Origin of the sequence: Cellulomonas soli, assembly GCF_013409305.1 — a bacterium.
Lineage (GTDB): Bacteria > Actinomycetota > Actinomycetes > Actinomycetales > Cellulomonadaceae > Cellulomonas > Cellulomonas soli.
Genome location: NZ_JACBZJ010000001.1, coordinates 1,526,495 through 1,546,540 on the forward strand (window position 1 = coordinate 1,526,495; position 20,046 = coordinate 1,546,540).

The 20,046-nt window shown below is 72.1% G+C and carries 19 protein-coding genes; 8 read left to right on the plus strand and 11 right to left on the minus strand.

Annotated features, from left to right (window positions below):
- The 5 genes from BKA22_RS07100 to pknB are packed head-to-tail and all read left to right on the plus strand — an operon-like array spanning window position 1 to window position 7,441.
- Entirely contained in the window at window positions 1-1,272 is a 1,272-nt protein-coding gene (locus BKA22_RS07100; RefSeq protein WP_146954712.1) for a PP2C family protein-serine/threonine phosphatase, read from the plus strand.
- Between the two features lie 19 nt (window positions 1,273-1,291).
- Window positions 1,292-2,749, plus strand: a complete 1,458-nt coding sequence (locus BKA22_RS07105; RefSeq protein ID WP_146954711.1) for an FtsW/RodA/SpoVE family cell cycle protein — start codon at window positions 1,292-1,294, stop codon at window positions 2,747-2,749.
- Window positions 2,746-4,197: a peptidoglycan D,D-transpeptidase FtsI family protein gene (locus BKA22_RS07110; protein WP_146954710.1), complete on the plus strand. Its 1,452-nt coding sequence runs from the start codon at window positions 2,746-2,748 to the stop codon at window positions 4,195-4,197. The genes BKA22_RS07105 and BKA22_RS07110 overlap by 4 nt, the downstream gene beginning before the upstream one ends.
- Window positions 4,194-5,468 carry a serine/threonine-protein kinase gene (locus BKA22_RS07115; protein WP_146954709.1) on the plus strand — a complete coding sequence of 425 codons (1,275 nt, stop codon included), beginning with the start codon at window positions 4,194-4,196 and terminating at the stop codon, window positions 5,466-5,468. Before BKA22_RS07110 ends, BKA22_RS07115 begins: the two co-directional genes overlap by 4 nt.
- A complete protein-coding gene (gene pknB, locus BKA22_RS07120; RefSeq protein WP_146954708.1) occupies window positions 5,468-7,441 on the plus strand; it encodes a Stk1 family PASTA domain-containing Ser/Thr kinase in 1,974 nt (657 codons plus the stop codon). Before BKA22_RS07115 ends, pknB begins: the two co-directional genes overlap by 1 nt.
- Window positions 7,442-7,522: 81 nt before the next feature.
- On the opposite strand, the gene BKA22_RS07125 is transcribed toward pknB, so the two are convergent.
- Genes BKA22_RS07125 through BKA22_RS07140 form a run of 4 tightly spaced genes read right to left on the minus strand, consistent with a single transcriptional unit; the run spans window position 7,523 to window position 9,921 of the window.
- A complete protein-coding gene (locus BKA22_RS07125; protein ID WP_146954728.1) occupies window positions 7,523-8,146 on the minus strand; it encodes an aminodeoxychorismate/anthranilate synthase component II in 624 nt (207 codons plus the stop codon).
- A gap of 1 nt (window position 8,147) precedes the next feature.
- Window positions 8,148-8,309 carry a hypothetical protein gene (locus tag BKA22_RS07130; RefSeq protein ID WP_179561565.1) on the minus strand — a complete coding sequence of 54 codons (162 nt, stop codon included), beginning with the start codon at window positions 8,307-8,309 and terminating at the stop codon, window positions 8,148-8,150.
- Entirely contained in the window at window positions 8,306-9,082 is a 777-nt protein-coding gene (locus BKA22_RS07135) for a class E sortase (protein ID WP_146954707.1), read from the minus strand. The genes BKA22_RS07130 and BKA22_RS07135 overlap by 4 nt, the downstream gene beginning before the upstream one ends.
- The gene (locus BKA22_RS07140) at window positions 9,079-9,921 is read right to left on the minus strand and encodes a DUF881 domain-containing protein (RefSeq protein WP_146954706.1); all 843 of its coding nucleotides are present in this window, start codon (window positions 9,919-9,921) and stop codon (window positions 9,079-9,081) included. Before BKA22_RS07140 ends, BKA22_RS07135 begins: the two co-directional genes overlap by 4 nt.
- Before the next feature lie 123 nt (window positions 9,922-10,044).
- Here BKA22_RS07140 and BKA22_RS07145 point away from each other — a divergent pair, with 123 nt between their 5' ends.
- Window positions 10,045-10,293 (plus strand): cell division protein CrgA, encoded by a 249-nt coding sequence (locus BKA22_RS07145; protein ID WP_146954705.1) that lies wholly within the window; start codon window positions 10,045-10,047, stop codon window positions 10,291-10,293.
- Window positions 10,294-10,562: 269 nt separating this feature from the next.
- Here the strand turns inward: BKA22_RS07145 and BKA22_RS07150 are convergent, their stop codons facing one another.
- Window positions 10,563-11,426 carry a rhomboid family intramembrane serine protease gene (locus BKA22_RS07150; RefSeq protein WP_179561679.1) on the minus strand — a complete coding sequence of 288 codons (864 nt, stop codon included), beginning with the start codon at window positions 11,424-11,426 and terminating at the stop codon, window positions 10,563-10,565.
- A gap of 45 nt (window positions 11,427-11,471) precedes the next feature.
- Window positions 11,472-12,011 (minus strand): peptidylprolyl isomerase, encoded by a 540-nt coding sequence (locus tag BKA22_RS07155; RefSeq protein ID WP_146954704.1) that lies wholly within the window; start codon window positions 12,009-12,011, stop codon window positions 11,472-11,474.
- Between the two features lie 159 nt (window positions 12,012-12,170).
- Between BKA22_RS07155 and BKA22_RS07160 the strand changes: the two genes are divergently transcribed.
- Entirely contained in the window at window positions 12,171-13,046 is an 876-nt protein-coding gene (locus BKA22_RS07160) for a hypothetical protein (RefSeq protein WP_179561680.1), read from the plus strand.
- An 80-nt stretch (window positions 13,047-13,126) separates the two neighbouring features.
- Here the strand turns inward: BKA22_RS07160 and BKA22_RS07165 are convergent, their stop codons facing one another.
- From BKA22_RS07165 to BKA22_RS07180, 4 genes are all read right to left on the minus strand, one after another.
- Window positions 13,127-13,951: an ABC transporter permease gene (locus tag BKA22_RS07165; RefSeq protein WP_146954697.1), complete on the minus strand. Its 825-nt coding sequence runs from the start codon at window positions 13,949-13,951 to the stop codon at window positions 13,127-13,129.
- Window positions 13,951-14,796, minus strand: coding sequence for an ABC transporter permease (locus BKA22_RS07170; RefSeq protein ID WP_223203753.1), 846 nt, complete (start codon window positions 14,794-14,796; stop codon window positions 13,951-13,953). Before BKA22_RS07170 ends, BKA22_RS07165 begins: the two co-directional genes overlap by 1 nt.
- A complete protein-coding gene (locus tag BKA22_RS07175) occupies window positions 14,793-15,719 on the minus strand; it encodes an ABC transporter ATP-binding protein (protein ID WP_146954696.1) in 927 nt (308 codons plus the stop codon). The genes BKA22_RS07170 and BKA22_RS07175 overlap by 4 nt, the downstream gene beginning before the upstream one ends.
- A gap of 101 nt (window positions 15,720-15,820) precedes the next feature.
- The gene (locus BKA22_RS07180; RefSeq protein ID WP_223203752.1) at window positions 15,821-17,845 is read right to left on the minus strand and encodes a penicillin-binding transpeptidase domain-containing protein; all 2,025 of its coding nucleotides are present in this window, start codon (window positions 17,843-17,845) and stop codon (window positions 15,821-15,823) included.
- Window positions 17,846-18,067: 222 nt separating this feature from the next.
- Here BKA22_RS07180 and BKA22_RS07185 point away from each other — a divergent pair, with 222 nt between their 5' ends.
- Window positions 18,068-18,610, plus strand: a complete 543-nt coding sequence (locus BKA22_RS07185; protein ID WP_146954695.1) for a hypothetical protein — start codon at window positions 18,068-18,070, stop codon at window positions 18,608-18,610.
- A gap of 18 nt (window positions 18,611-18,628) precedes the next feature.
- Here BKA22_RS07185 and BKA22_RS07190 read toward each other — a convergent pair whose 3' ends face one another.
- Window positions 18,629-19,867 (minus strand): hypothetical protein, encoded by a 1,239-nt coding sequence (locus tag BKA22_RS07190; protein WP_146954694.1) that lies wholly within the window; start codon window positions 19,865-19,867, stop codon window positions 18,629-18,631.
- Window positions 19,868-20,046: the final 179 nt, after the last annotated feature.

The window sequence follows — 20,046 nt, forward strand, 5'->3', positions numbered from 1 at the left end:
GTGACAGTCGCGCTGCGGTACGCAGCACGGTCCGACGTCGGACTGGTGCGCGCCAACAACCAGGACTCGGCCTATGCCGGGCCGCACCTTCTCATGGTCGCGGACGGCATGGGCGGGCATGCGGGCGGTGACGTCGCCTCCTCGATGGCGGTCGCCGCGTTCGCGCCGCTCGACGGTGAGTCGCACGGTCCGGACGACGCACTCGACGAGCTCGAGGAGGCACTCGCCCTCGCGCACGAGGAGCTCGTGGCGCGCACCGAGAGCGAGCCCGAGCTGGCCGGCATGGGCACCACGGTCACGGCGATCCTGCGGGCCGGCAACAAGCTGGCGATGATGCACCTCGGCGACTCGCGCGGCTACCTGCTGCGGGACGGCACGCTCACGCAGGTCACCGCCGACCACACGTTCGTCCAGCACCTGGTCGACACGGGCAAGATCACGCCCGAGGAGGCCGAGCACCACCCGCAGCGTTCGGTCGTCATGCGGGTGCTCGGCGCCTACGACACGGAGATCACCCCGGACCTGTCCGTCCGTGAGGCGCGCCCCGGCGACCGCTGGCTGCTGTGCTCGGACGGCCTGTCCGGCTTCGTCAGCCACGACACGATCGAGCAGACGATGGTGGGTGTCCCGGACGTCGACGCGTGCGCCGACCTGCTCGTGCAGCTCGCGCTGCGGGCGGGCGGCGGCGACAACGTGACCGTCGTCGTCGCGGACGTCGTCGAGCTGGACGCCGTCGCCGACGGGTCGGGTCCGACGACGGCCGCGTCCGTCGTCGGTGCGGCCGCCATCTCGCGCAACGCCCCGTCCGCCGCGGCAGACGGCCCCGCAGCCCGGGCGGCCCGCCTCACCCAGACCGCCACCGACCCCCTCGCCGCGGGTGGGGACCCGGCGGACGGGGCCGCACCCGCCGCCGTCCCGCCACCCGGTGGCGAGCTCGTCGACGAGCTGCCGCGAACCCACCGGGTGCGCACGACGATCGTCTGGGTCGCGATCGCGCTGGTGCTCGGCGCCTCCGGCTACCTGGCGTACCGGTGGACGCAGACGCAGTACTACGTCGGGGTCGACGGCACGAACGTCGCGGTGTTCCGCGGCCTGCCGCAGGACCTCGGCCCGATCTCCCTCTCGTCGATCGTCGAGGAGTCCGACGTCGCCGTCGACGACCTGTCCGCCTACCTGCGCACCCGGGTCGAGGGCACCATCCAGGTGACCTCGCTCGACGCGGCACAGGCGATGGTCGCCACGCTCGCCGCCGACGCCGAGGCGAACGGGTGACGGTCGTGGTGGTGACCTGATGGCGACCGTGCAGCCGCACCGTCTGCGTGCGGGTCGCGGGACCGAGCTGTGGCTCCTGGTCCTGGCGCTGGCCATCGGCATCGGCGCCTACGCGCTCGTCGGTCTGGGCACGCAGGGCTCGGTGCCCGCGGACGTCCTCGGCTACGGCGGCGGGCTGGTCGCGCTCGGTTTCGGCATGCACCTGGTGCTGCGTTGGCGGGCCCCCTACGCCGACCCGGTGATCCTGCCGGTGACGATCGCGCTCAACGGCATCGGCCTGGCGATGATCTACCGGATCGACCTGGCCCGTGCCGCCCGGGACATCGAGTCGGACTTCGCCGGCAAGCAGCTGGCCTGGACGGCCCTGTCGATGGTGCTGGCCGCCGTCGTGCTGATCCTGCTGCGCGACCACCGCACGCTGCGCAGGTACACGTACACCGCGATGGTCGTCGGTCTGCTGCTCGTCGTCCTGCCGCTCGCACCGGGCATCGGGCAGACCATCAACGGCGCGCGGATCTGGGTCCGGGTCGGTGGCGTGGGTCTGCAGCCGGCCGAGCTCGCCAAGATCGCGCTGGCCGTGTTCTTCGCCGGCTACCTCGTCACGCACCGCGACACGCTCGCCCTCGCCGGGCCGCGCTTCGCCGGGCTGCAGCTGCCGCGGGCCCGCGACCTCGGTCCGATCCTCGTCGTGTGGGCCGTCTCGCTCGCCGTGCTGGTCTTCGCGCGCGACCTGGGGACGTCGCTGCTGTTCTTCGGCCTGTTCGTCGCGATGCTCTACCTGGCGACCGAGCGCACGAGCTGGGTCGTCATCGGCCTGGTCCTGTTCATGGGTGGCGCGTTCGCGGCTGCGACCGCGTTCCCGCACGTCGGCGCCCGGTTCGACGTGTGGCTCAACGCGCTCGACCCCGAGGTGTTCGAGCGGTACCCCGGCGGGTCCGGCCAGCTGGTCCGCGGGCTGTTCGGCCTGGCCAGCGGTGGTCTGTTCGGCACGGGCTGGGGTGCGGGCCGCCCCGACCTGGTGCCGTACGCCGAGTCGGACTTCATCGTCGCCTCGCTGGGCGAGGAGCTCGGGCTGACCGGTCTGCTCGCGATCCTGGTCCTGTACGCGATCCTCACGGAGCGTGGCATGCGCACCGCGATCGGCGTCCGTGACGGGTTCGGCAAGCTGCTCGCGGGCGGTCTGGCGTTCGTCGTCGCGTTCCAGTGCTTCGTGGTCGTCGGCGGGGTGACCCGGATCATCCCGTTGACGGGTCTGACCACGCCGTTCCTGGCCTACGGTGGGTCGTCGCTGCTCGCCAACTGGGTCATCGTCGCCCTGCTGCTGCGGATCTCCGACGAGGCCCGTCGACCTGCACCGATGGTCAGACCCTTCACACCGGCCTCCGGGGAGCCGATCGTCCCCGGGGACGACGTGCCGCGCCCGGACGGTGACGGCGACGACCAGCCGACCGAACGGATCGAAGGGGTGCCGCGATGAACACACCGCTGCGCCGCCTCGCGAGCGTCGCCCTCGCGATGTTCCTCGTGCTCATGGTCGGCACCACGTGGATCCAGTACGTGCAGGCGGACTCGCTCAACAACGACCCGCGCAACGTCCGCACGCTCTACCGCGAGTACGGCAACGCCCGGGGCCCGATCGTCGTCGCCGGCGAGGCCGTCGCGTCCTCGGTCGAGGTGGACGACGCGTTCGGCTACCAGCGCACCTACACGAACGGTCAGCTGTACTCGACGCTCACCGGCTTCTACTCGATCGTCAACGGCCGCACGGAGCTCGAGAAGTATGCGAACGACCAGCTCACCGGACGGTCCGACCAGCTGTTCTTCTCCCGGCTGCGCGACGTGCTGACCGGCAAGAGCCCGGAGGGTGCGGCCGTCGAGACGACGATCCTGCCCGCGGCGCAGCAGGCCGCGCTGGACGCGCTCGGCGACCAGCAGGGTGCCGTCGTGGCCATCGAGCCGTCCACCGGCAAGATCCTCGCGCTCGTCTCGACGCCCGGCTTCGACCCGAACACGCTCGCCACGCACGACACGACTGCGGCCAACGCCGCCTACCAGGAGCTGCTCGCGGCCGACGGGAACCCGCTGGTCAGCAACGCGACGAGCGAGCGGTACCCGCCCGGGTCGACGTTCAAGCTCGTCACGGCCGCCGCCGCGCTCGAGTCGGGCGACTACACCGCCGACACCACGCTTCCGGCCCCTGTCGAGCTCGACCTGCCGTTGAGCTCGTCCACGCTCGGCAACTTCGGGGGTGGCGGCTGCGGGGTCGACCCGATCACGCTCGCCGACGCGCTGCGCGTCTCGTGCAACACCGCGTTCGCGCAGCTCGGCATGGACCTGGGCGCCGACGCGCTGAAGGCCCAGGCCGACCGCTTCGGCTTCGACTCGGCCGACCTGACGATCCCTATGCTCGTCGCCGAGAGTGACTTCCCCGAGAACCTGGACGCGCCGCAGACCGCCTTGGCGGCCATCGGCCAGGGCAGCGTCGCCGCGACCCCGATCCAGATGGCGATGGTGTCGGCGGCGATCGCCAACGGCGGCCAGCTCATGCAGCCGTACGTCGTGCAGACCGTGCGGTCGGCCGACCTCACCGTCGTCGACGAGACGACCCCGTCGTTGCTGTCCACCGCGGTCTCGCCCGGGACGGCCGCGACCCTGACCTCGATGATGGTCGGCGTCGTGCAGAGCGGCTCGGGGACAGGCGCGCAGATCTCGGGCGTGCAGGTCGCCGGCAAGACCGGCACCGCGCAGACCACGGCCGACGCCGCCCCGCACGCCTGGTTCACCGGCTTCGCCCCGGCGGACAACCCGCAGGTGGCGGTCGCGGTGCTGGTCGAGCACGGCGGGTCGATGGGCTCGGAGGCGACGGGCGGCAAGATCGCCGCGCCGATCGCGAAGGCCGTCATCGAGGCGGTGCTGGGCTCATGAGGGCAGAACCGGGCATCGCCCTCGGCGGGCGCTACCGCCTCGTGCGTCCCATCGCGGTCGGCGGCATGGGCGAGGTGTGGTCCGCGTACGACGAGGCCCTCACGCGCGACGTCGCCGTGAAGGTCCTCCGGGAGGAGTTCGCGGGCGACCCCGGGTTCCTCGAGCGGTTCCGCACGGAGGCCCGCAACTCCGCGTCGCTGTCGCACCCGAACATCGCGCAGCTCTTCGACTACGGCGAGGTCGAGGGCTCGGGCTACCTGGTCATGGAGCTCGTCGTCGGCGAACCCCTGTCCGACCTGCTCGAACGCGAGCCCGTGCTGCCGATCCGACGCCTGCTGCCGGTGCTCGCGCAGACCGCCCGGGCCCTGCACGCCGCGCACCAGGCCGGCGTGGTGCACCGGGACGTCAAGCCCGGGAACATCCTGATGGCGCGCGGCGGCAAGGTGAAGATCACCGACTTCGGCGTCTCGCTCGCGGAGAACCAGATCACCATGACGGCCACCGGCATGGTCATGGGCACCGCGCAGTACCTGTCGCCCGAGCAGGCCGTCGGCAAGGCCGCGACACCGCTGTCCGACCTGTACTCGCTCGGCATCGTGGCGTACGAGGCGCTCGTCGGGAACCGCCCGTTCACCGGGCCGACCGCGGTCGACATCGCTGTCGCGCACGTGAACAACCCGGTGCCGCCTCTGCCGTCGTCGGTCGACCGTCGCGTCGCCGAGCTCGTGGTCCGGCTGCTGTCGAAGGACCCGGCGCAGCGGCCGCAGTCGGGCGCCGAGCTGGCCGACATGTTCGACAAGCTCGTGCCCCGCACGCCCCCGAGCGGTGTCCCGGTGCTCGTCTCGGAGCCCGTGCGTCCCAAGGACGCCTTCGCCCGCCGCCCGCAGCCGCCGATCCGTGGGCTCACGCCGCCGTCCTACCCGCCGCGCCGGGACCTGCGCGAGGACGAGTCGATGAGCCCCCGGGCGCTCGTCGACCGCCTGCTCGGCAAGAGCAACGGCTCCTTGCCCCGCCGGCTCACGTGGCCGATCGTCGTCGCGTTGCTGGTGGTCGTCGCGCTGCTCGGCGCGGCCCTGGCCTCACGGGTCACGTCCGACTCCGGGCCCGCCACGATGACGGTGGTGATGTCCTCCCTCGGGGGCGACGGGACCGAGTACTCTCGTGCGGGCCTGCACGATGGGATGATCACGCCGTACGTGCCCACCAGCACCGGCGAGAACCCGACAACGACTCGCAGGTCTCTCGCATCGACGGAAGTGAAGGACGCCTAGTGGTGGACAGCGGATCGCGCATCCTTGCCGGACGCTACGCGGTCGGTGAGCTCATCGGACGCGGCGGCATGGCCGAGGTGCACATCGGCCACGACAACCGGCTCGGCCGGACGGTCGCGATCAAGATCCTGCGCTCCGACCTCGCACGCGACCCCACGTTCCAGGCACGCTTCCGCCGTGAGGCGCAGGCTGCCGCCTCGCTCAACCACCCCGCCATCGTCGCCGTGTACGACACCGGCGAGGACATGTTCACCGAGCCGAGCGGCAACGTCGCGCACGTGCCGTTCATCGTCATGGAGTACGTCGAGGGCCACACGGTTCGCGGCATCCTCCGTGACGGTCAGGCCGTGCCGATCGAGGAGGCCGTCGAGATCACCGTCGGGGTGCTCTCCGCGCTCGAGTACTCGCACCACGCGGGCATCGTGCACCGCGACATCAAGCCGGCCAACGTCATGCTGACGCCCACCGGGGCGGTCAAGGTCATGGACTTCGGCATCGCCCGCGCGGTCGCGGACTCCCAGGCCGGCATGACGCAGACGCAGGCCGTCATCGGCACCGCGCAGTACCTCTCGCCCGAGCAGGCGCGTGGCGAGACCGTCGACACCCGCTCCGACCTGTACTCGACCGGCTGCCTGCTGTTCGAGCTGCTGACGGGCCGCCCGCCCTTCATGGGCGACTCTCCCGTCGCGGTCGCGTACCAGCACGTGCGGGAGGCGGCGCCCACGCCGAGCTCGCTCGCCCCGGACGTGCCGGACACGCTCGACCGGATCACGCTCAAGGCGCTCGCCAAGGACCGCAACGACCGGTACTCGAACGCGGCCGAGTTCCGCGCCGACCTCGAGGCCGTGCTGCGCGGCGGCCCGGTCTCCGCGCCCGCCGTCGGCGCGGTCGTGGCCGCGGCCGCGCTGGGTGCCGACGCCACGCAGGTCATGGCGCCGACCGGTCCTGCGACCCAGACACTGCCCCCGTCCGTGACGCCCTGGGGGACCACCGGCGTCCTGACGACCTCGCCCGACGATCCCGACGAGGACGAGCCGCGCAAGCGGCCGTGGCTGATGTGGTCCCTCATCGGCATCGCTGTGCTGGCGGTCGCCGGCATCATCGCGATCCTGATCAACATGACCAACGACCCCCCCGAGGTGACGACCGTCGCCGTGCCCGACGTGGTCGGGATGGCGGAGGCGGACGCGGTCACGGCGCTCGAGGACGCCGGACTCCTCACCAAGCGCACGACGGCCGCGTCGACGGAGGTCGCCGCAGGGAACGTCATCAGCACCGACCCGCCCGCGGCTGCCAAGGCGGAGAAGGGCTCGACCGTCACGTATGTCGTGTCCGCCGGTCCCGACTCGGTCACCGTGCCGGACGTCTCCGGCAAGACCGCGGACGAGGCGACGTCGATCCTTCAGGAGAAGGGTCTGGTCGTCGACCCCGTGCAGGAGCAGGACAACAACCCGGACTTCGAGCGCGGAGAGGTCACCAAGAGCGAGCCGGCCGCGCAGTCCCCGGTCGACGCCGGCTCCACCGTGAAGCTCTTCGTCTCGACGGGCAACGTCGAGCTGGGTGACCTCAGCGGCAAGACGCGGGACGACGCGCTCGCCGAGCTCAACGCGCTCAAGCTCGTGGGCAACACGACCGAGGTCGACTCGACCGAGCCCGAGGGCACGGTCGTCGCGCAGGACCGCACCGGGCTGCTCCAGCAGGGCACCACGGTCAACCTGCAAATCGCCAAGGCGGCCACGAACCCGACGGTCCCGAACAACCTGACGAACATGAAGTACGACGACGCCGTGCAGGCGCTGGCGGCGGTCGGGCTGACCTCGGTGCAGCGCAAGGACCTCCCGTCCGACGCCGCCAAGGGGCTGGTGCTCTACACGGACCCGGCCGGCGGCTCCGAGGTCGAGCGCGACCAGACGATCATCATCTACGTGTCCCAGGGACCGCAGGCCGGCAGCACCCCGACCTCGAATCCCTGACACACGGACAGGCCAGACGAACGGGGCCCGGCTCGGAGGATCGCCTCCGCGCCGGGCCCCGTTTCGTCTGGTCCCGAGCGGTCAGAGCCGCACGAGCGGGTGCAGCCCCTCCGACCGGCCGACGGCCTCGGTGTCCCCGCAGATCGCCAGCCAGTTCGCCAGGAGCCGGTGCCCGCCCTCGGTGAGCACGGACTCCGGGTGGAACTGCACCCCGTGCAGCGGCAGTGTGCGGTGCTGCAGGCCCATGATGATGCCGTTGGCCCGCGCGGTGACGACGAGCTCGTCGGAGATCGTCCCGTCGACCACGGCCAGCGAGTGGTAGCGCGTCGCGGTGAATGGCGAGGGCAGGCCCGCGAGCACCCCGGAGCCGTCGTGCTCGACCTGGCTCGTCTTGCCGTGCATGAGCTCGGGTGCGTGCGTGACGGTGCCGCCGAAGACCTCGCCGAGAGCCTGGTGGCCGAGGCACACGCCCAGCATCGGCACGCCGGCGGCTGCGCAGTCACGGATCACCTGGATGCTCTCGCCCGCGTCGGCGGGGGTGCCCGGACCGGGGGAGACGAGCACCCCGTCGAAACCGGACCGGTCCGCGAGGGGCGGGACCGCGTCGTTGCGCACCACGACCGTCTCCGCGCCGAGCTGGGCGAGGTAGCCGACGATCGTGTAGACGAACGAGTCGTAGTTGTCGATCACGAGGATCCGCGTCACGTCACTCACCCACAGTCGTGTCGTTGAAAGGCATGAGGGGCGCCACGGCGGGGAACACCCAGGTGAAGCACGCGGCGAGCACGGCCACCGCTGCCACCGTGAGGATCAGGGCCCGCACGACCGTCGGTCCTGGCAGGTGCCGCCACAGCCACCCGTACATCATGCGCCTCCCATCAGCTCGACCGGGGTGCCGTCCGCGACGGGCGCCCAGTAGTCGAGGACCCCGTGCACCACGTACCGCTCCCGCGCGGAGAACATCGGGTGACAGGTCGTCAGCGTGATGAGCCGTTCGGTCGCGGTGGCCGTCGGGTCGTCCGGCACGGGCGCGATCACGGACACGTCCGACGGGCTCACGATCACCGAGGACGTCACGCGGTACACGTACCAGGTGTCCTCGGTGCGCACCACGAGCGCGTCCCCGACCTGCAGCTCCTGGATCCGGTTGAAGGGCTTGCCGTAGGTCGTGCGGTGGCCGGCCACCGCGAAGTTGCCGACGGCACCGGGCATCGCGGTGCCCGGGTAGTGCCCGATCCCCAGCACGTCCAGCACGGTGGCCCGCTCGACGCCCTGGCTGATCGGTCGTTCGGGCTCTCCGGCCCAGCGCGGCACCTGGAGGGTCGCGAACGTCGTCGTCAGCTCGGGTTCGGCGAGGACGGGCGCCTCCTCGTCGCGTCGGGGCTCGGCGATGCCGTCGTCCGTCGACGCGCTCGGCGTCGGAGCGGGGGTCTGCCAGCCGAGCTGCTCCACGACCTGGGCCTGCGCACGGTTGCCCTCGACGTCGGTCCACCACAGCTGCCAGGCGAGGAACGCGAGGAGCAGCACCCCGAGAGTGATGAGCAGCTCGCCGACGACGCCGATGGTGCCGAAGACGACTGTCGAGGTCGCGGACGTGCCGGGGCCGCGGCTGTGCCGGGGCGGGGCTGCGAGCGTGCTCATCCGGCCTCGCCGTCGGTGGCGCTGCTCGACGGTGTCGGCTCGGAGGGGGAGCCCAGGGTGATCGCGTCGTCGGCCTGCGCGCTCGGCAGCACCTCGGTGCCGTCGGGGACGGTCGCCCACGTGAGGTCGGTCGCGCCGGTGAACGCGGGCACGTCGAGCGAGCTGCCCTGCCCCACGTCCCAGCCGAGGCCGTACGCGTCGACGTACTCGAGGTAGATCTGGATCTCCGGCGACGCCTCGAGAGCGGCGCGCAGCCGGACCGGGTCCCCGATCGCGGTGACCGTGTAGGGCGGGGAGTACGCGAGCCCGTGCAGCCAGAGCACGTTGCCCACGCACCGGAACGCGCTCGTGGAGATCACCCGCTGGTCCATGAGCGACATCGCCTCGGCGCCGCCGGCCCACAGCGCGTTCATCACGTTCTGCATGTCCTGCTGGTGGACGACGAGGTCGTCGGGCCGCGCACCGCTGTTGCCCAACGTGTCCGTGGGCGCGTCGTCGAGCTTGACCACAAGACCCGGACCGCGCACCGCGACCGCGCCGCTCGCCACCTCGTAGCCGGTCCCGGGCGAGGTCAGCGGCGTCCCGGCGGCCGCGTTGGCCTCCGAGGTCAGCTGGTCGACCTCGGCGTGCAGGTCGTCGACCTGGGCCGCGAGCGTCGTCACCCGGTCGCTCTCGGCGAGGGCCAGCTCCCGCAGGTCCTGGGGGTGCCGGTCGCCGGACTGCCGGTTGGCGATCGAGGCGTTGGCGGCGAACAGCGCGCCGGACAGCGCCAGCACCACGGCGACCGCCCACGTGCCGCGCGGCACGCCTCGACGTGCCCGGTGCGGGTGGTCGTTCAACGAGGATCCCTTCGCCTGGTGCGGTCGCCACTACGCTAGGTCACGTCGTGCCCATCACGGGACCGTCAGGGCCCTGGGCGGGACGATCTGCCCACGCCCTTCACCGGACAGGAGCCACCGGACGTGCCTGAGTCGAAGCCGCGCAAGAAGGCCACGTACACCCCGCCCCCGGCGAAGGCGGCGGCACCGAAGCCGAACGCGCCGTGGTTCGTGCCCGTCATGCTCGGTCTGATGATCGTCGGTCTGGCCTGGATCGTCGTCACGTACCTGTCCGGCTGGAACTACCCGATCCCGGGGATCCGGGGCTGGAACCTCGCGATCGGCTTCTCGCTGATCCTCGGTGGCTTCGGGATGACGACCCGCTGGCGCTGAGCCGGCTGCGGCCCGTCACGGGCCGCAGCGACTGTCGACCGACGTCCCCGGGACCGTCGGTCCGGGGAGTTCTCCACCGGTTCGTCCCCAGGGCGACGACTCTGATGCGGGACGGAACGGGCGCGATCTCCGCTCGGCACGGCCTGCTCGTCCCCATCGGTGCACAACCCTGTGGATAACTACATCAGTGTCATTCCACAGGTGTGGGCAACTCTGGGGACGTGGCCGCGAGGCCGGAATCCTTCGTCAGGACGCCCTGGGACGAGCGCTCAGAGCAGTCCGACCGACTGCAGCGCGAGGACCGAGGCCAGGACGAGCGCAGCCGCGACGCCCACGCTCGCACCCACGCTGACGAGGGTCTGCCGCTCACGCGGCGCGTACGCGTAGGCCGCACCGAGCAGCGCACCGGTGACGAGACCTCCGAGGTGCGCCTGCCAGGAGATCCCCGGCACCAGGAAGCCGATCACGGCGTTCACGACGAGGATGCCGATGATCCCGCCCGCGTCACGCCCGAGGCGGCGCAGCACCACGAGCACCGCGCCGAACAGGCCGAAGACCGCACCGGACGCCCCGACGAGGCCCACCATCCAACCGCTCGTCGGCGTGGCCAGGACGAGCGCCCCGACCGAACCCCCGATCGCGCTGAGCACGTAGAGCGTCACGTAGCGTGCCCGACCCAGCGTCTGCTCGAGGCCGGGGCCGACCATCCACAGCGCGATCATGTTGAACAGGATGTGCGTGATCTGCCCGGGGGAGTGCAGGAACGCCGCCGTGAGGAACGTCCACGGCTCCCGCGCGGCGAACGCCGGGACGAACATCCACCGGGTCGTCCACCCCGGCACCAGGTACTGCAGCACGTACGAGAGCACGCACAGGCCGACCAGGGCGATCGTCACGACGGGTCGACCAGCCCGCACGCGCCCGCCGAGCGCGGTCCGGGTGGCGGGCGTGGCCCGTGCGGCCTCGGCCACGCAGTCGACGCACTGCACGCCGACGGCCGCCTGCCGCTGGCAGTCCGGGCACGTCGGCCGCCCGCAGCGCTGGCACCGCACGTAGGACACCCGGTCGGGGTGACGTGGGCACACGGGCGCCGCGGGCGGCACGGACGGCTGGACCGGCTGGTCGCTCGTCATCAGCGGGCGGTCGTCCTTCTCGTCCAGGTCCGGCGTGCTCGCAGGTCAGTCCTCGATCGTCACCGACGTGAGGACGATGTCGTCCACCGGGCGGTCGCCCGGACGCGTCGGCGCCGTGGCGATGGCGTCGACCACGGCACGGCTCGCGTCGTCGGCCACGACACCGAAGATCGTGTGCTTGCCGTTGAGCCACGGCGTCGCCGCGACCGAGATGAAGAACTGCGAGCCGTTGGTGCCGCCGTTCTTGCCCGTGATCGGGTCACGGCGCAGACCGGCGTTGGCCATCGCCAGCAGGTAGGGGGCGGAGAACGTGAGCTCGGGGTGGATCTCGTCGTCGAACTGGTAGCCCGGGCCGCCGCGGCCCGTGCCGAGCGGGTCGCCGCCCTGGACCATGAACCCGTCGATCACACGGTGGAACACGATGTCCTTGTACAGCGGGTCGGTGCGCTCGGCACCCGTCTGCGGGTCCTTCCAGGCCTTCGACCCGGTGGCCAGGCCGACGAAGTTCTCGACGGTACGCGGCGCGTGGTTCGGGTACAGCTCGATCCGGATGTCACCGGCGGTCGTGTGCAGGATCGCGAACATGCCCACAGTCTTCCACGCGACCCCGGCGGCGGACCGGCGACAGCGGCCGTTCGGGCGGATCCAGGGCGGACACCCAGGTGAGGGGCGGCGTGCAGCGCTGCGCCCGACCGCGCACGGTGGCAGAGTGAGAGGTCAGGCCACCGATCACCGGGAGTGGACATGACCTTGCACCTGCGCCGTCCGTCGATCGACGTCGACACCGAGACCCTCAAGGCCCAGGCAGCCGACCTGGGCGCCACGATCGCCGAGGTCGCCGGCCAGACGCGGGCCGGAGCGGGCGTGGCAGCCGCCCAGGCCGTCGAGGCCGCCGGTCACGCCAAGGAGTGGACAGCGCCCAAGGTCGAGGCCTTCGTGGACTGGCTACTGCCCCGCGTCGAGCACCTCTACAAGGAGAGCGTCATCGCAGCCGCCCCCCGGGTCGAGAAGGTCGCCGAGCGGGCCACCCCCGCCATCGGCACCGCGCACGACAAGCTCGTCGACGAGCTGCTGCCGCGGCTCGTGCTGGCGGTCAACGCCGCCGCCGACCGCGCAGCGGACGCGGCCGACGCCGCAGGGGCGGCCGCCACGGCCGCCGTCACCGAGGCCGCGGCGAGCGCGCAGACCAAGAAGCACACGGGCGCCAAGGTCTTCTGGTTCGTCGCCGTGGCCGTCGGCATCGGTGCGGCCGTGGCGGCGTGGAACAAGAACCGTTCGACCGTGGACCCGTGGGCCGAGCCGTGGGAGCCCAGCGCGCCCGAGGTCACGGACTCGTTCCGGTCGCGCGCGCACGAGGCCAAGGAGGAGCTCAGCGACGTCGCCGGGCAGGCCGCCGAGACCGTCGGCGAGGTCGCCGGCGCGACCGTCGCGAAGAGCCGTCAGGCCGCCGGGAAGGTCGCCGAGGCCGCGGACGACCTGGGCGAGAAGGTCGCCGAGGCGGCCAAGGACCTCACCGAGAAGGTCGCCGAGGCGCGCGACACCACGGTCGACGTGGCGAAGAAGGCCACCCGTCGGGCCGCACCGAAGAAGCCCACCACGGGCACCGACGAGCCCGCCTGACCGCAGCCGGCGGCTCTCCCGACGCCACCGTCCAGCCCTCCGGGGCGCACGGACGGTGGCGTCCTGCTGCCCGGCAGCGGTCAGTCCAGGAAGAGGGCGCGCAGCCTGCGCGTGGTGAGGACCAGGCCGGCCGCGACCATGACGACGAAGTACGTCACGTGGCCGAGCATCGCACCGTCGACCAGCCCGGTCGTGAGCCCGCGCACCAGCTCGACCGCGTGCCACAGCGGCAGCGCCTGGATCACCCACTGCACGCCCTGCGGGTACACGCTCAACGGGTAGAACGTCGCCGAGAACAGGAACATCGGCAGCATGACGAAGTTGATCCAGTCCATCTGCTGGAAGGTCGACATGTAGCTCGTGACGGCCATGCCCACCGCGGCGAACGCGAACGCGACGAGCAGGACCGCGGGGATCGACAGCACGGCCGTCCACGCCAGGTTCAGGCCCATGACCTGCATGACCGTGAGGAACCCGATCGCGTAGACGCCGCCACGCAGCAACGCGTACGCGATCTCGCCGAAGGCGACGTCCAGCGGGCCGAGCGACGTGGTGAGCATCGACTGGTACAGCTTGCCGAAGTGCATCTTGAAGAACACGTTCCACGTGGAGTCGTACACCGCGCCGTTCATCGCGGAGACGGCCAGCAGCGCGGGTGCGATGTAGGCCGCGTACGAGATCGTGCGGCCGTCCGCCAGCGTCACGTCGCCGATGTACGTGCCGAGGCCGAAGCCCATCGCGAGCAGGAAGAACACGGGCTCGAAGAAGCCGGACACCACGACCGTCCACGTCGACGAGCGGGTGGCCATGAGCCCACGCACCACGATGACGCGGGCGTTGCCCGAGTAGAGCGCCCGAACCCCGCCGGCACGCCGCCGCGGTGCCGTGACGGTCGGCGCCGCCATCAGCGCAGCCTCCGTACGAACGCCTGCCGGGCGAGCAGCCAGCCTCCGGCCGCCATGCCGATGAGCACGACGACGTGCACGGCGACCTGCCACCCGGGCGCGGTGGTGCCGTACGTGATCGCCCGGCCGAGCTCGCTGGCGTGCCACAGGGGCGAGACCCATCCGATCCACTGCAGCCATGCCGGGAGCGTGGTGATCGGGTAGAACGTGCCGGAGAACAGGAACATCGGTGTGAACACGAAGCGCTGCACCATCGCGAACTGCCCCGAGTCGTCCTTGAGGCTCGCGGCGTACGCCATGAGCGGCAGGCCGAACGCGAGCCCGGCGAGCAGCCCGACGAACGGCAGCGCGGCCGCGGCCCACGGGTCGTCGACCCCCCCGAGCAGGAACGCCAGCAGGGCGTACACGGCCGTCGTGAAGAGCATGCGCGCTCCGACCGCCAGCACCTGACCGGCCGCGATCTGCGCGGGGGAGACCGGGGAGGCGTTCATGCCCCAGAACAGCCGCCGCCACTTGAAGCCCTCCATGACGGCGTAGGTGAACTCCTCCGTGGCCACCGAGACCGCTGCCGTGGCGAGGAGCGCGGGTGCGACGAACTGCACGTAGTCGACCGGACCGTGCGGTCCCTGGGCGACGGGCTGGTCGATGAACGCCGCCAGGCCGAGCCCGATGCCCAGCAGGTACAGCAACGGGTTGCCCACGCTGCCGATGACGAGCGTCCAGCCGTACGCACGCATGGCTCGGAGCCGGTGCTCGGCCACGTAGAACGCGCCGAGTCGCCGCGGGCGCGCAGCCGCGACCATCGCCTCGTCGGTGAACAGGTCCGTGCTCGTCGTCGCGCTCACTCGATCAGGCTCCGGCCGGTCAGTCGCAGGAACACGTCCTCGAGGCTCGAACGACGCACCAGGCTGGTCGTCGGGTGCATCCCCAGGTGCGCCACCTGCTCGAGCACGGCCTCGCCGTCGGCCGCGTAGAGCAGCACCCGGTCGGGGAGCACCTCCACGCGCTCCGCCAGCCCCTCGAGCCGCACGGCCGCCTCGGCGTTGCGACCCGAGCCGAACCGCAGCTCGACGACCTCACGCGAGGAGTGGTCCCGGATCAGCTGCGACGGGCTGCCCTCGGCCATGATCCGGCCGTGGTCGACGACCACGAGCCGGTCGCACAGCTGCTCGGCCTCGTCCATGTAGTGGGTCGTCAGCACGAGTGTGGTGCCGCGCTCCTTGAGCCGGAACAGCCGGTCCCACAGCACGTGCCGGGCCTGCGGGTCCAGGCCGGTGGTCGGCTCGTCGAGCATGAGGATGCGCGGCTCGTTGATGAGTGCCCGGGCGATCGTCAACCGACGCTTCATGCCGCCGGACAGGTCGTCGACCTTGGACGCCCGCTTCTCCTCGAGCTGGGCGAACGCGAGCAGCTCGTCGGCACGCTGGGCGCACAGGGCGCGGGGAAGGCCGAAGTACCGGCCGTAGACGATGAGGTTGTCCCGCACGCGCAGCTCGGTGTCGAGGTTGTCCTCCTGCGGGACGACCCCGAGCAGCGAGCGGATCTCCGGGCCGTGCGTGTCGGGGTCGAGACCGAGCACCCGCAGGTCCCCGCCGGTACGTGAGGAGACCGCGCCGACCATGCGCATCGTCGTGGACTTGCCCGCACCGTTGGGACCGAGCAGGCCGAAGGACTCACCGGGGGCGACCTCGAAGTCGATGCCGTCGACGGCGGCCAGCTCACCGAAGCGCTTGGTCAGGCCGGAGGCGGCGATCACGGGGGAGGTCACGACGACCCACTCTAGGAGCGCTCACCGACACCGCACAGCGGATTCCGGGACGACCCGTCCGGTCCGCGCGGGCGGGCCGGACGGGCGTGCCGGACGGGCGCTCAGAGGGCCTGGGCTGCGGCCGAGCGCAGGAACGCGTCCATCAGCGGCCCGGCGGTGGTCGAGCCGTACTCACCGGTCTCGACGAACACCGCCACGGCCAGGTCGCCCTGGATGGCGATCATCCACACGTGGTTGTGCAGGGCGTCGCCCTCCCCGGCCTGGGCCGTGCCCGTCTTGGCGGCGACGGGCTCACCGGGCACGCCCTGCAGCAGCGTCGCGCCACCGTCGGTGACCACCCCGCGCATGAGCGCGTGCAACGACTCCGCCTCGGCCGCCGTGAGGGGCGTGACGTCGGCGGCCGCCGTCGTGGTCGCAGCCGTGGTCGCAGCAGTGGTCGCAGCAGTGGTCGCCGCGGTCGTCGCGTCGGGTGCCGCACCCTCGACCGGGTGGACGAGCACCGGGACCACCTGGTGCCCGGCGGCCACCGAGGCGGCGACCGTCGCCATGCCGAGCGGGGAGGCGAGCACCTGCCCCTGCCCGATCATCGAGGCGGCGTGCGCCGTGCCCTCGGCCTGCTCGGGCACCGCACCGAGGAACGAGGCGAAGCCGAGCGACGCGTCCGGGACCAGTCCGAGTGCGCCTGCGGCGTCGACGAGCGCGGGCTGCGTCGCCTGGTCGCGGGCGCCGATGAAGGCCGTGTTGCACGAGTTCGCGAACGCCGTGCTCAACGGGATGTCGCCGTTGTGCTCGGTCGGGTAGCCGGGGAAGTTCTCGAACGCGCGACCGTCGACCGTGATCGAGGTCGGGCACGAGACCGTGGAGTCCGGCGTGAGCCCGGAGCGCAGCAGCGCGAGCGTCGAGACGACCTTGAACGTCGACCCGGGTGCGTACTGCCCGAGGGTCGCGGTCGACATCCCCTCACCGCCGGCACCGGACGCCACGGCGAGGACCTCGCCCGTCGACGGGCGCAGGGCGACGATCGCGGACGCCGGCGTCACGGCGGACAGGATCTGCTCGGCCGTGGTCTGCAGGTCGACGTCCAGCGTGGTCTCCAGCGGCGTGCCGGCGATCGGTTCCACGTGGAACAGCTCGCGCACGGCCGCGCCGTCCGCCGACGTCGCGCGGATGGTCACCCCTGGAAGTCCGCGCAGCTGGGCGTCGTACTGCCGCTGCAGGCCGCTCAGGCCCGTCTGGTCGCCTGCGACGATCGCGCCCTCGGACTGCTCGACGATCTCCGCGGTCGCCTCACCGACGGTGCCGAGGACCGGCCGGGCGAAGGTCCGGGTCGGTGCGAGCGGGATCGTGTCGGACACCAGGTTCACACCCGTGATCGACCCGAGTGCGTCCGTGTCGTACGCCGGGTCGTCGGCACGCACGACGATCGCCTCGACGAAGGCCTTCGCACCCGCGGCCGCGACCTTCGCGGCGTACGCGTCGGCGTCCATGCCGAGGGCACCGGCGAGCGCCCGGGCGGCCGCGTCCTGCCCGGCCGCGTCGACGCGGGTCTTGTCCACCCCGACCCGCACCACGGGCCGCGGCTCGACGATCGGGGTGCCCCCGGTCCCCACGACCGTCGCCCGTTCGGCCGCCACGCGCTCGACCGTGAGCGTCTCGCCGTCGACCAGGTCGGGTGCGAGAAGCGACGGTAGCCACGTCGTGCGCCATGCGTCCTCGGCGTCGCGGGCCAGCCGCGCGGTCGTCGTGTACGTCCACTTGCCGGCACCGACGTCCCAGCTGTAGCTGAGCTCCACCGTCGCCGCGTCCTCGTCCTTCGGGTCGACCACCGCCGTGCCCGCCTCGACGGACGGCGTCCACGGTGCGAGGCCGGCGAACGCGTCGGTGCGCACCTGGTTGATCGTCGCCACGTCGGGAGAGCCAGCGGCGAACGTCACCCCTGCGAGGTCGCCCGAGGCGATCCCCTCCGCGAGAGCCTGCGCTGCCTTCTCGGGCCCCGGGCGGTCGGCGGAGCAGGCAGTCAGGCCGGACGCCCCGAGCGCGAGCAGTGCCAGCACCGCCGCGACGCCCCGTGCGCGCACGCGCGCCTGCGTGCGGTCCTGCCGTGGCGTACGTCCGTGCATGGTCATCGTGCCCCCTGGCTCCGCGGTGCCGTCCCCCGGCTGCTGCCGAGGCCGTCGACGGCACCTGCCTGAGCCTCGCAGGTCAGAGGCCCGCAGCTGGGCCGAACGGACCCACCTTCACGTCACCTCCGCACCGGTCCACCCGGACGGCGGTCCGCCTGCCGGGCTGATGACCATGGAGTGGTCAAGGCAGTTCTATCGGACACCCAAAGCCGGTACCGTGCGCTCATGCAGCTCGCCTCACTGAAGAACCGGATCCGGATCGCGCTCACCACGACGATCGTCGACGAGTGGAGCCTGCTGTCGACGACCTCGGGCACGAGCCGACCCACCGAGCGCGGTGTCGCGTTCCACCTGGGGTGGCACTTGCGCCCCATGATCGAGCGCGCGTGGGACATCGACTGCGAGTACAACCGCTCCGCGATGGACCTCGAGGCGGTCGTCGCGCTGGAGGACGTCGAAGGGCGAGGCATCCCCGACCTGATCGTCCACCACCGCGGCAAGCTCGGTCCCGAGCACAACCTGCTGCTGCTCGAGCTCGCGACCGACCGGATCAGCCCGGACGGCGCCGAGTTCAAGCGGGCGCGTGCGCTCCAGCAGCGGTTCGGCTACCAGTACGCCGGCCTGCTCGACCTGCGGCTGGGCATCGACGGCCACCTCATCGCGCCGCACTGGCAGTGGTCGACCCTCGAGGACGGGCCCGTCGACGACAGCGAGGTCTACACGCCCGAGATGCTCGACGACGTGATCAGCCGGACCTCGGGCGCGTAACGGGTCTCACCGCGGCGGTCACCGATCGGCGCGCCGACGCCGCCGTCTGCCGGGGTCGCCGGTCCTCAGGGTGCCGCCCGCCGTCACCATCGCAGCCGCCATCGCGGCCAGGATCGCGGCCTCGTGGCCCGTCGCGCCGTCGGACCCGGCAGCCCGGTCTGCACCGGGCTGCGCCGCCTGCTCCTGGGCACCGAGCAGCGTCGAGAGCTCGTCGTGCGTGAACGTCGCAGGCGTCCGACGGGCGTGCGACGTGGCGACGTCCGGGATCGCGACGGTCTGGTCCGAGGTGGTCGCATCCGGCGCCTGCGTGAGGCCTGAGGCCTCCACGACGAGACCCGGCACGTCACCTCTCGGCGGAGCACTGATCGTCGTCGACGGCGAGGTCACGGCCACCGCACGCGACGGGGACATGAGCTCGACGCCGCCGGCGGCCACCACGGCCAGCATCACGGCGGACGCGATCCGCGCGGACTCCTGGTGCCCGCCCAGCAGCTCGATGCCGTCGAGCACCGCGACGACGTCCCCGGGGAACTCGGAGAGCAGCCGCACGACCGCACCGGGGTTCCCGGACGACACGCTGCTCAACGGCAGCTCCCCCGGGCGCAGCAGGGCACGTCCACCGGGCACGTCGAGCACGGGTGTGATCGCGATCGAGTACGTCCCCCGCAGGACGTGCGCGAGGGGATCGTCCTCGCTGCGGATGCCGAACTCGACACCCGCCGAGGCGGCCAGGTCGAAGGCGCGCTCCAACGCCTCCGGGGTCTTGAGCTCGCTGATGCCGGTGGTCGGCTCCACGAGGGTGGCCGAACGCCCGTGGGCCTGCGCGAAGCCCACCGCGAAGAGGACCCCGTAGCCGGACATCCGGCCCGACTGGGTCAGCCACACCACCTCGCCGGGCACGTCCTGCTGCCGCATCACGTGCAGCGCGATCCCCGGGACGCCCAGCTCGGTGGCTCTCGCGGCCCCCTGCGCGGCTCCGGCCAGGAACCGGGCCGGCTGGCGCGGCTCACCCGTCGCGAGCACGAGGATCTGGCGTCGCGCGCACTCGATCACGGCGTGGCGGACGTCGTACACGCGTCCGCCGTCGAGCAGCGGCACCTCAGGAGCGACCTGTGCCCAGCGCTCGGCGAACCCTCGATCCTCGACACCGGTCCGGAACCGCGTCAGCCCACCGACCATCGGGCCCAGCCGTCGCAGTGCCGCATCGGACAGGAGGTGGCCGTCCAGAACGGCCGCACCGACCCGGTCCCCGCCCACCAGAGTCACCCGGCAGCCCCCCTGCGCCGCATGGACCTGCGCCTTCGCCGACCATGCTCGTCTCGCTCACGCCGAGCGGCAACAGGAGCGTCGGCGCCCGCGCTCAGCCGCATCACCGCCCGGTGCTCCCTCGAGGGCGGCGGTTCGGCTACGAGGTGCAGAGCATCCTCGTCGGTGCC

What these genes read in the sequence shown, in the direction of transcription:
- BKA22_RS07105 (WP_146954711.1), top strand. Translation starts at nt 1,292, where the DNA reads ATGGCGACCGTGCAGCCGCACCGTCTGCGTGCGGGTCGCGGGACCGAG.
- BKA22_RS07110 (WP_146954710.1), top strand. Translation starts at nt 2,746, where the DNA reads ATGAACACACCGCTGCGCCGCCTCGCGAGCGTCGCCCTCGCGATGTTC.
- BKA22_RS07115 (WP_146954709.1), top strand. Translation starts at nt 4,194, where the DNA reads ATGAGGGCAGAACCGGGCATCGCCCTCGGCGGGCGCTACCGCCTCGTG.
- BKA22_RS07130 (WP_179561565.1), bottom strand. Translation starts at nt 8,309, where the DNA reads ATGATGTACGGGTGGCTGTGGCGGCACCTGCCAGGACCGACGGTCGTG.
- BKA22_RS07135 (WP_146954707.1), bottom strand. Translation starts at nt 9,082, where the DNA reads ATGAGCACGCTCGCAGCCCCGCCCCGGCACAGCCGCGGCCCCGGCACG.
- BKA22_RS07150 (WP_179561679.1), bottom strand. Translation starts at nt 11,426, where the DNA reads ATGACGAGCGACCAGCCGGTCCAGCCGTCCGTGCCGCCCGCGGCGCCC.
- BKA22_RS07155 (WP_146954704.1), bottom strand. Translation starts at nt 12,011, where the DNA reads ATGTTCGCGATCCTGCACACGACCGCCGGTGACATCCGGATCGAGCTG.
- BKA22_RS07160 (WP_179561680.1), top strand. Translation starts at nt 12,171, where the DNA reads ATGACCTTGCACCTGCGCCGTCCGTCGATCGACGTCGACACCGAGACC.
- BKA22_RS07165 (WP_146954697.1), bottom strand. Translation starts at nt 13,951, where the DNA reads ATGGCGGCGCCGACCGTCACGGCACCGCGGCGGCGTGCCGGCGGGGTT.
- BKA22_RS07180 (WP_223203752.1), bottom strand. Translation starts at nt 17,845, where the DNA reads ATGACCATGCACGGACGTACGCCACGGCAGGACCGCACGCAGGCGCGC.
- BKA22_RS07185 (WP_146954695.1), top strand. Translation starts at nt 18,068, where the DNA reads ATGCAGCTCGCCTCACTGAAGAACCGGATCCGGATCGCGCTCACCACG.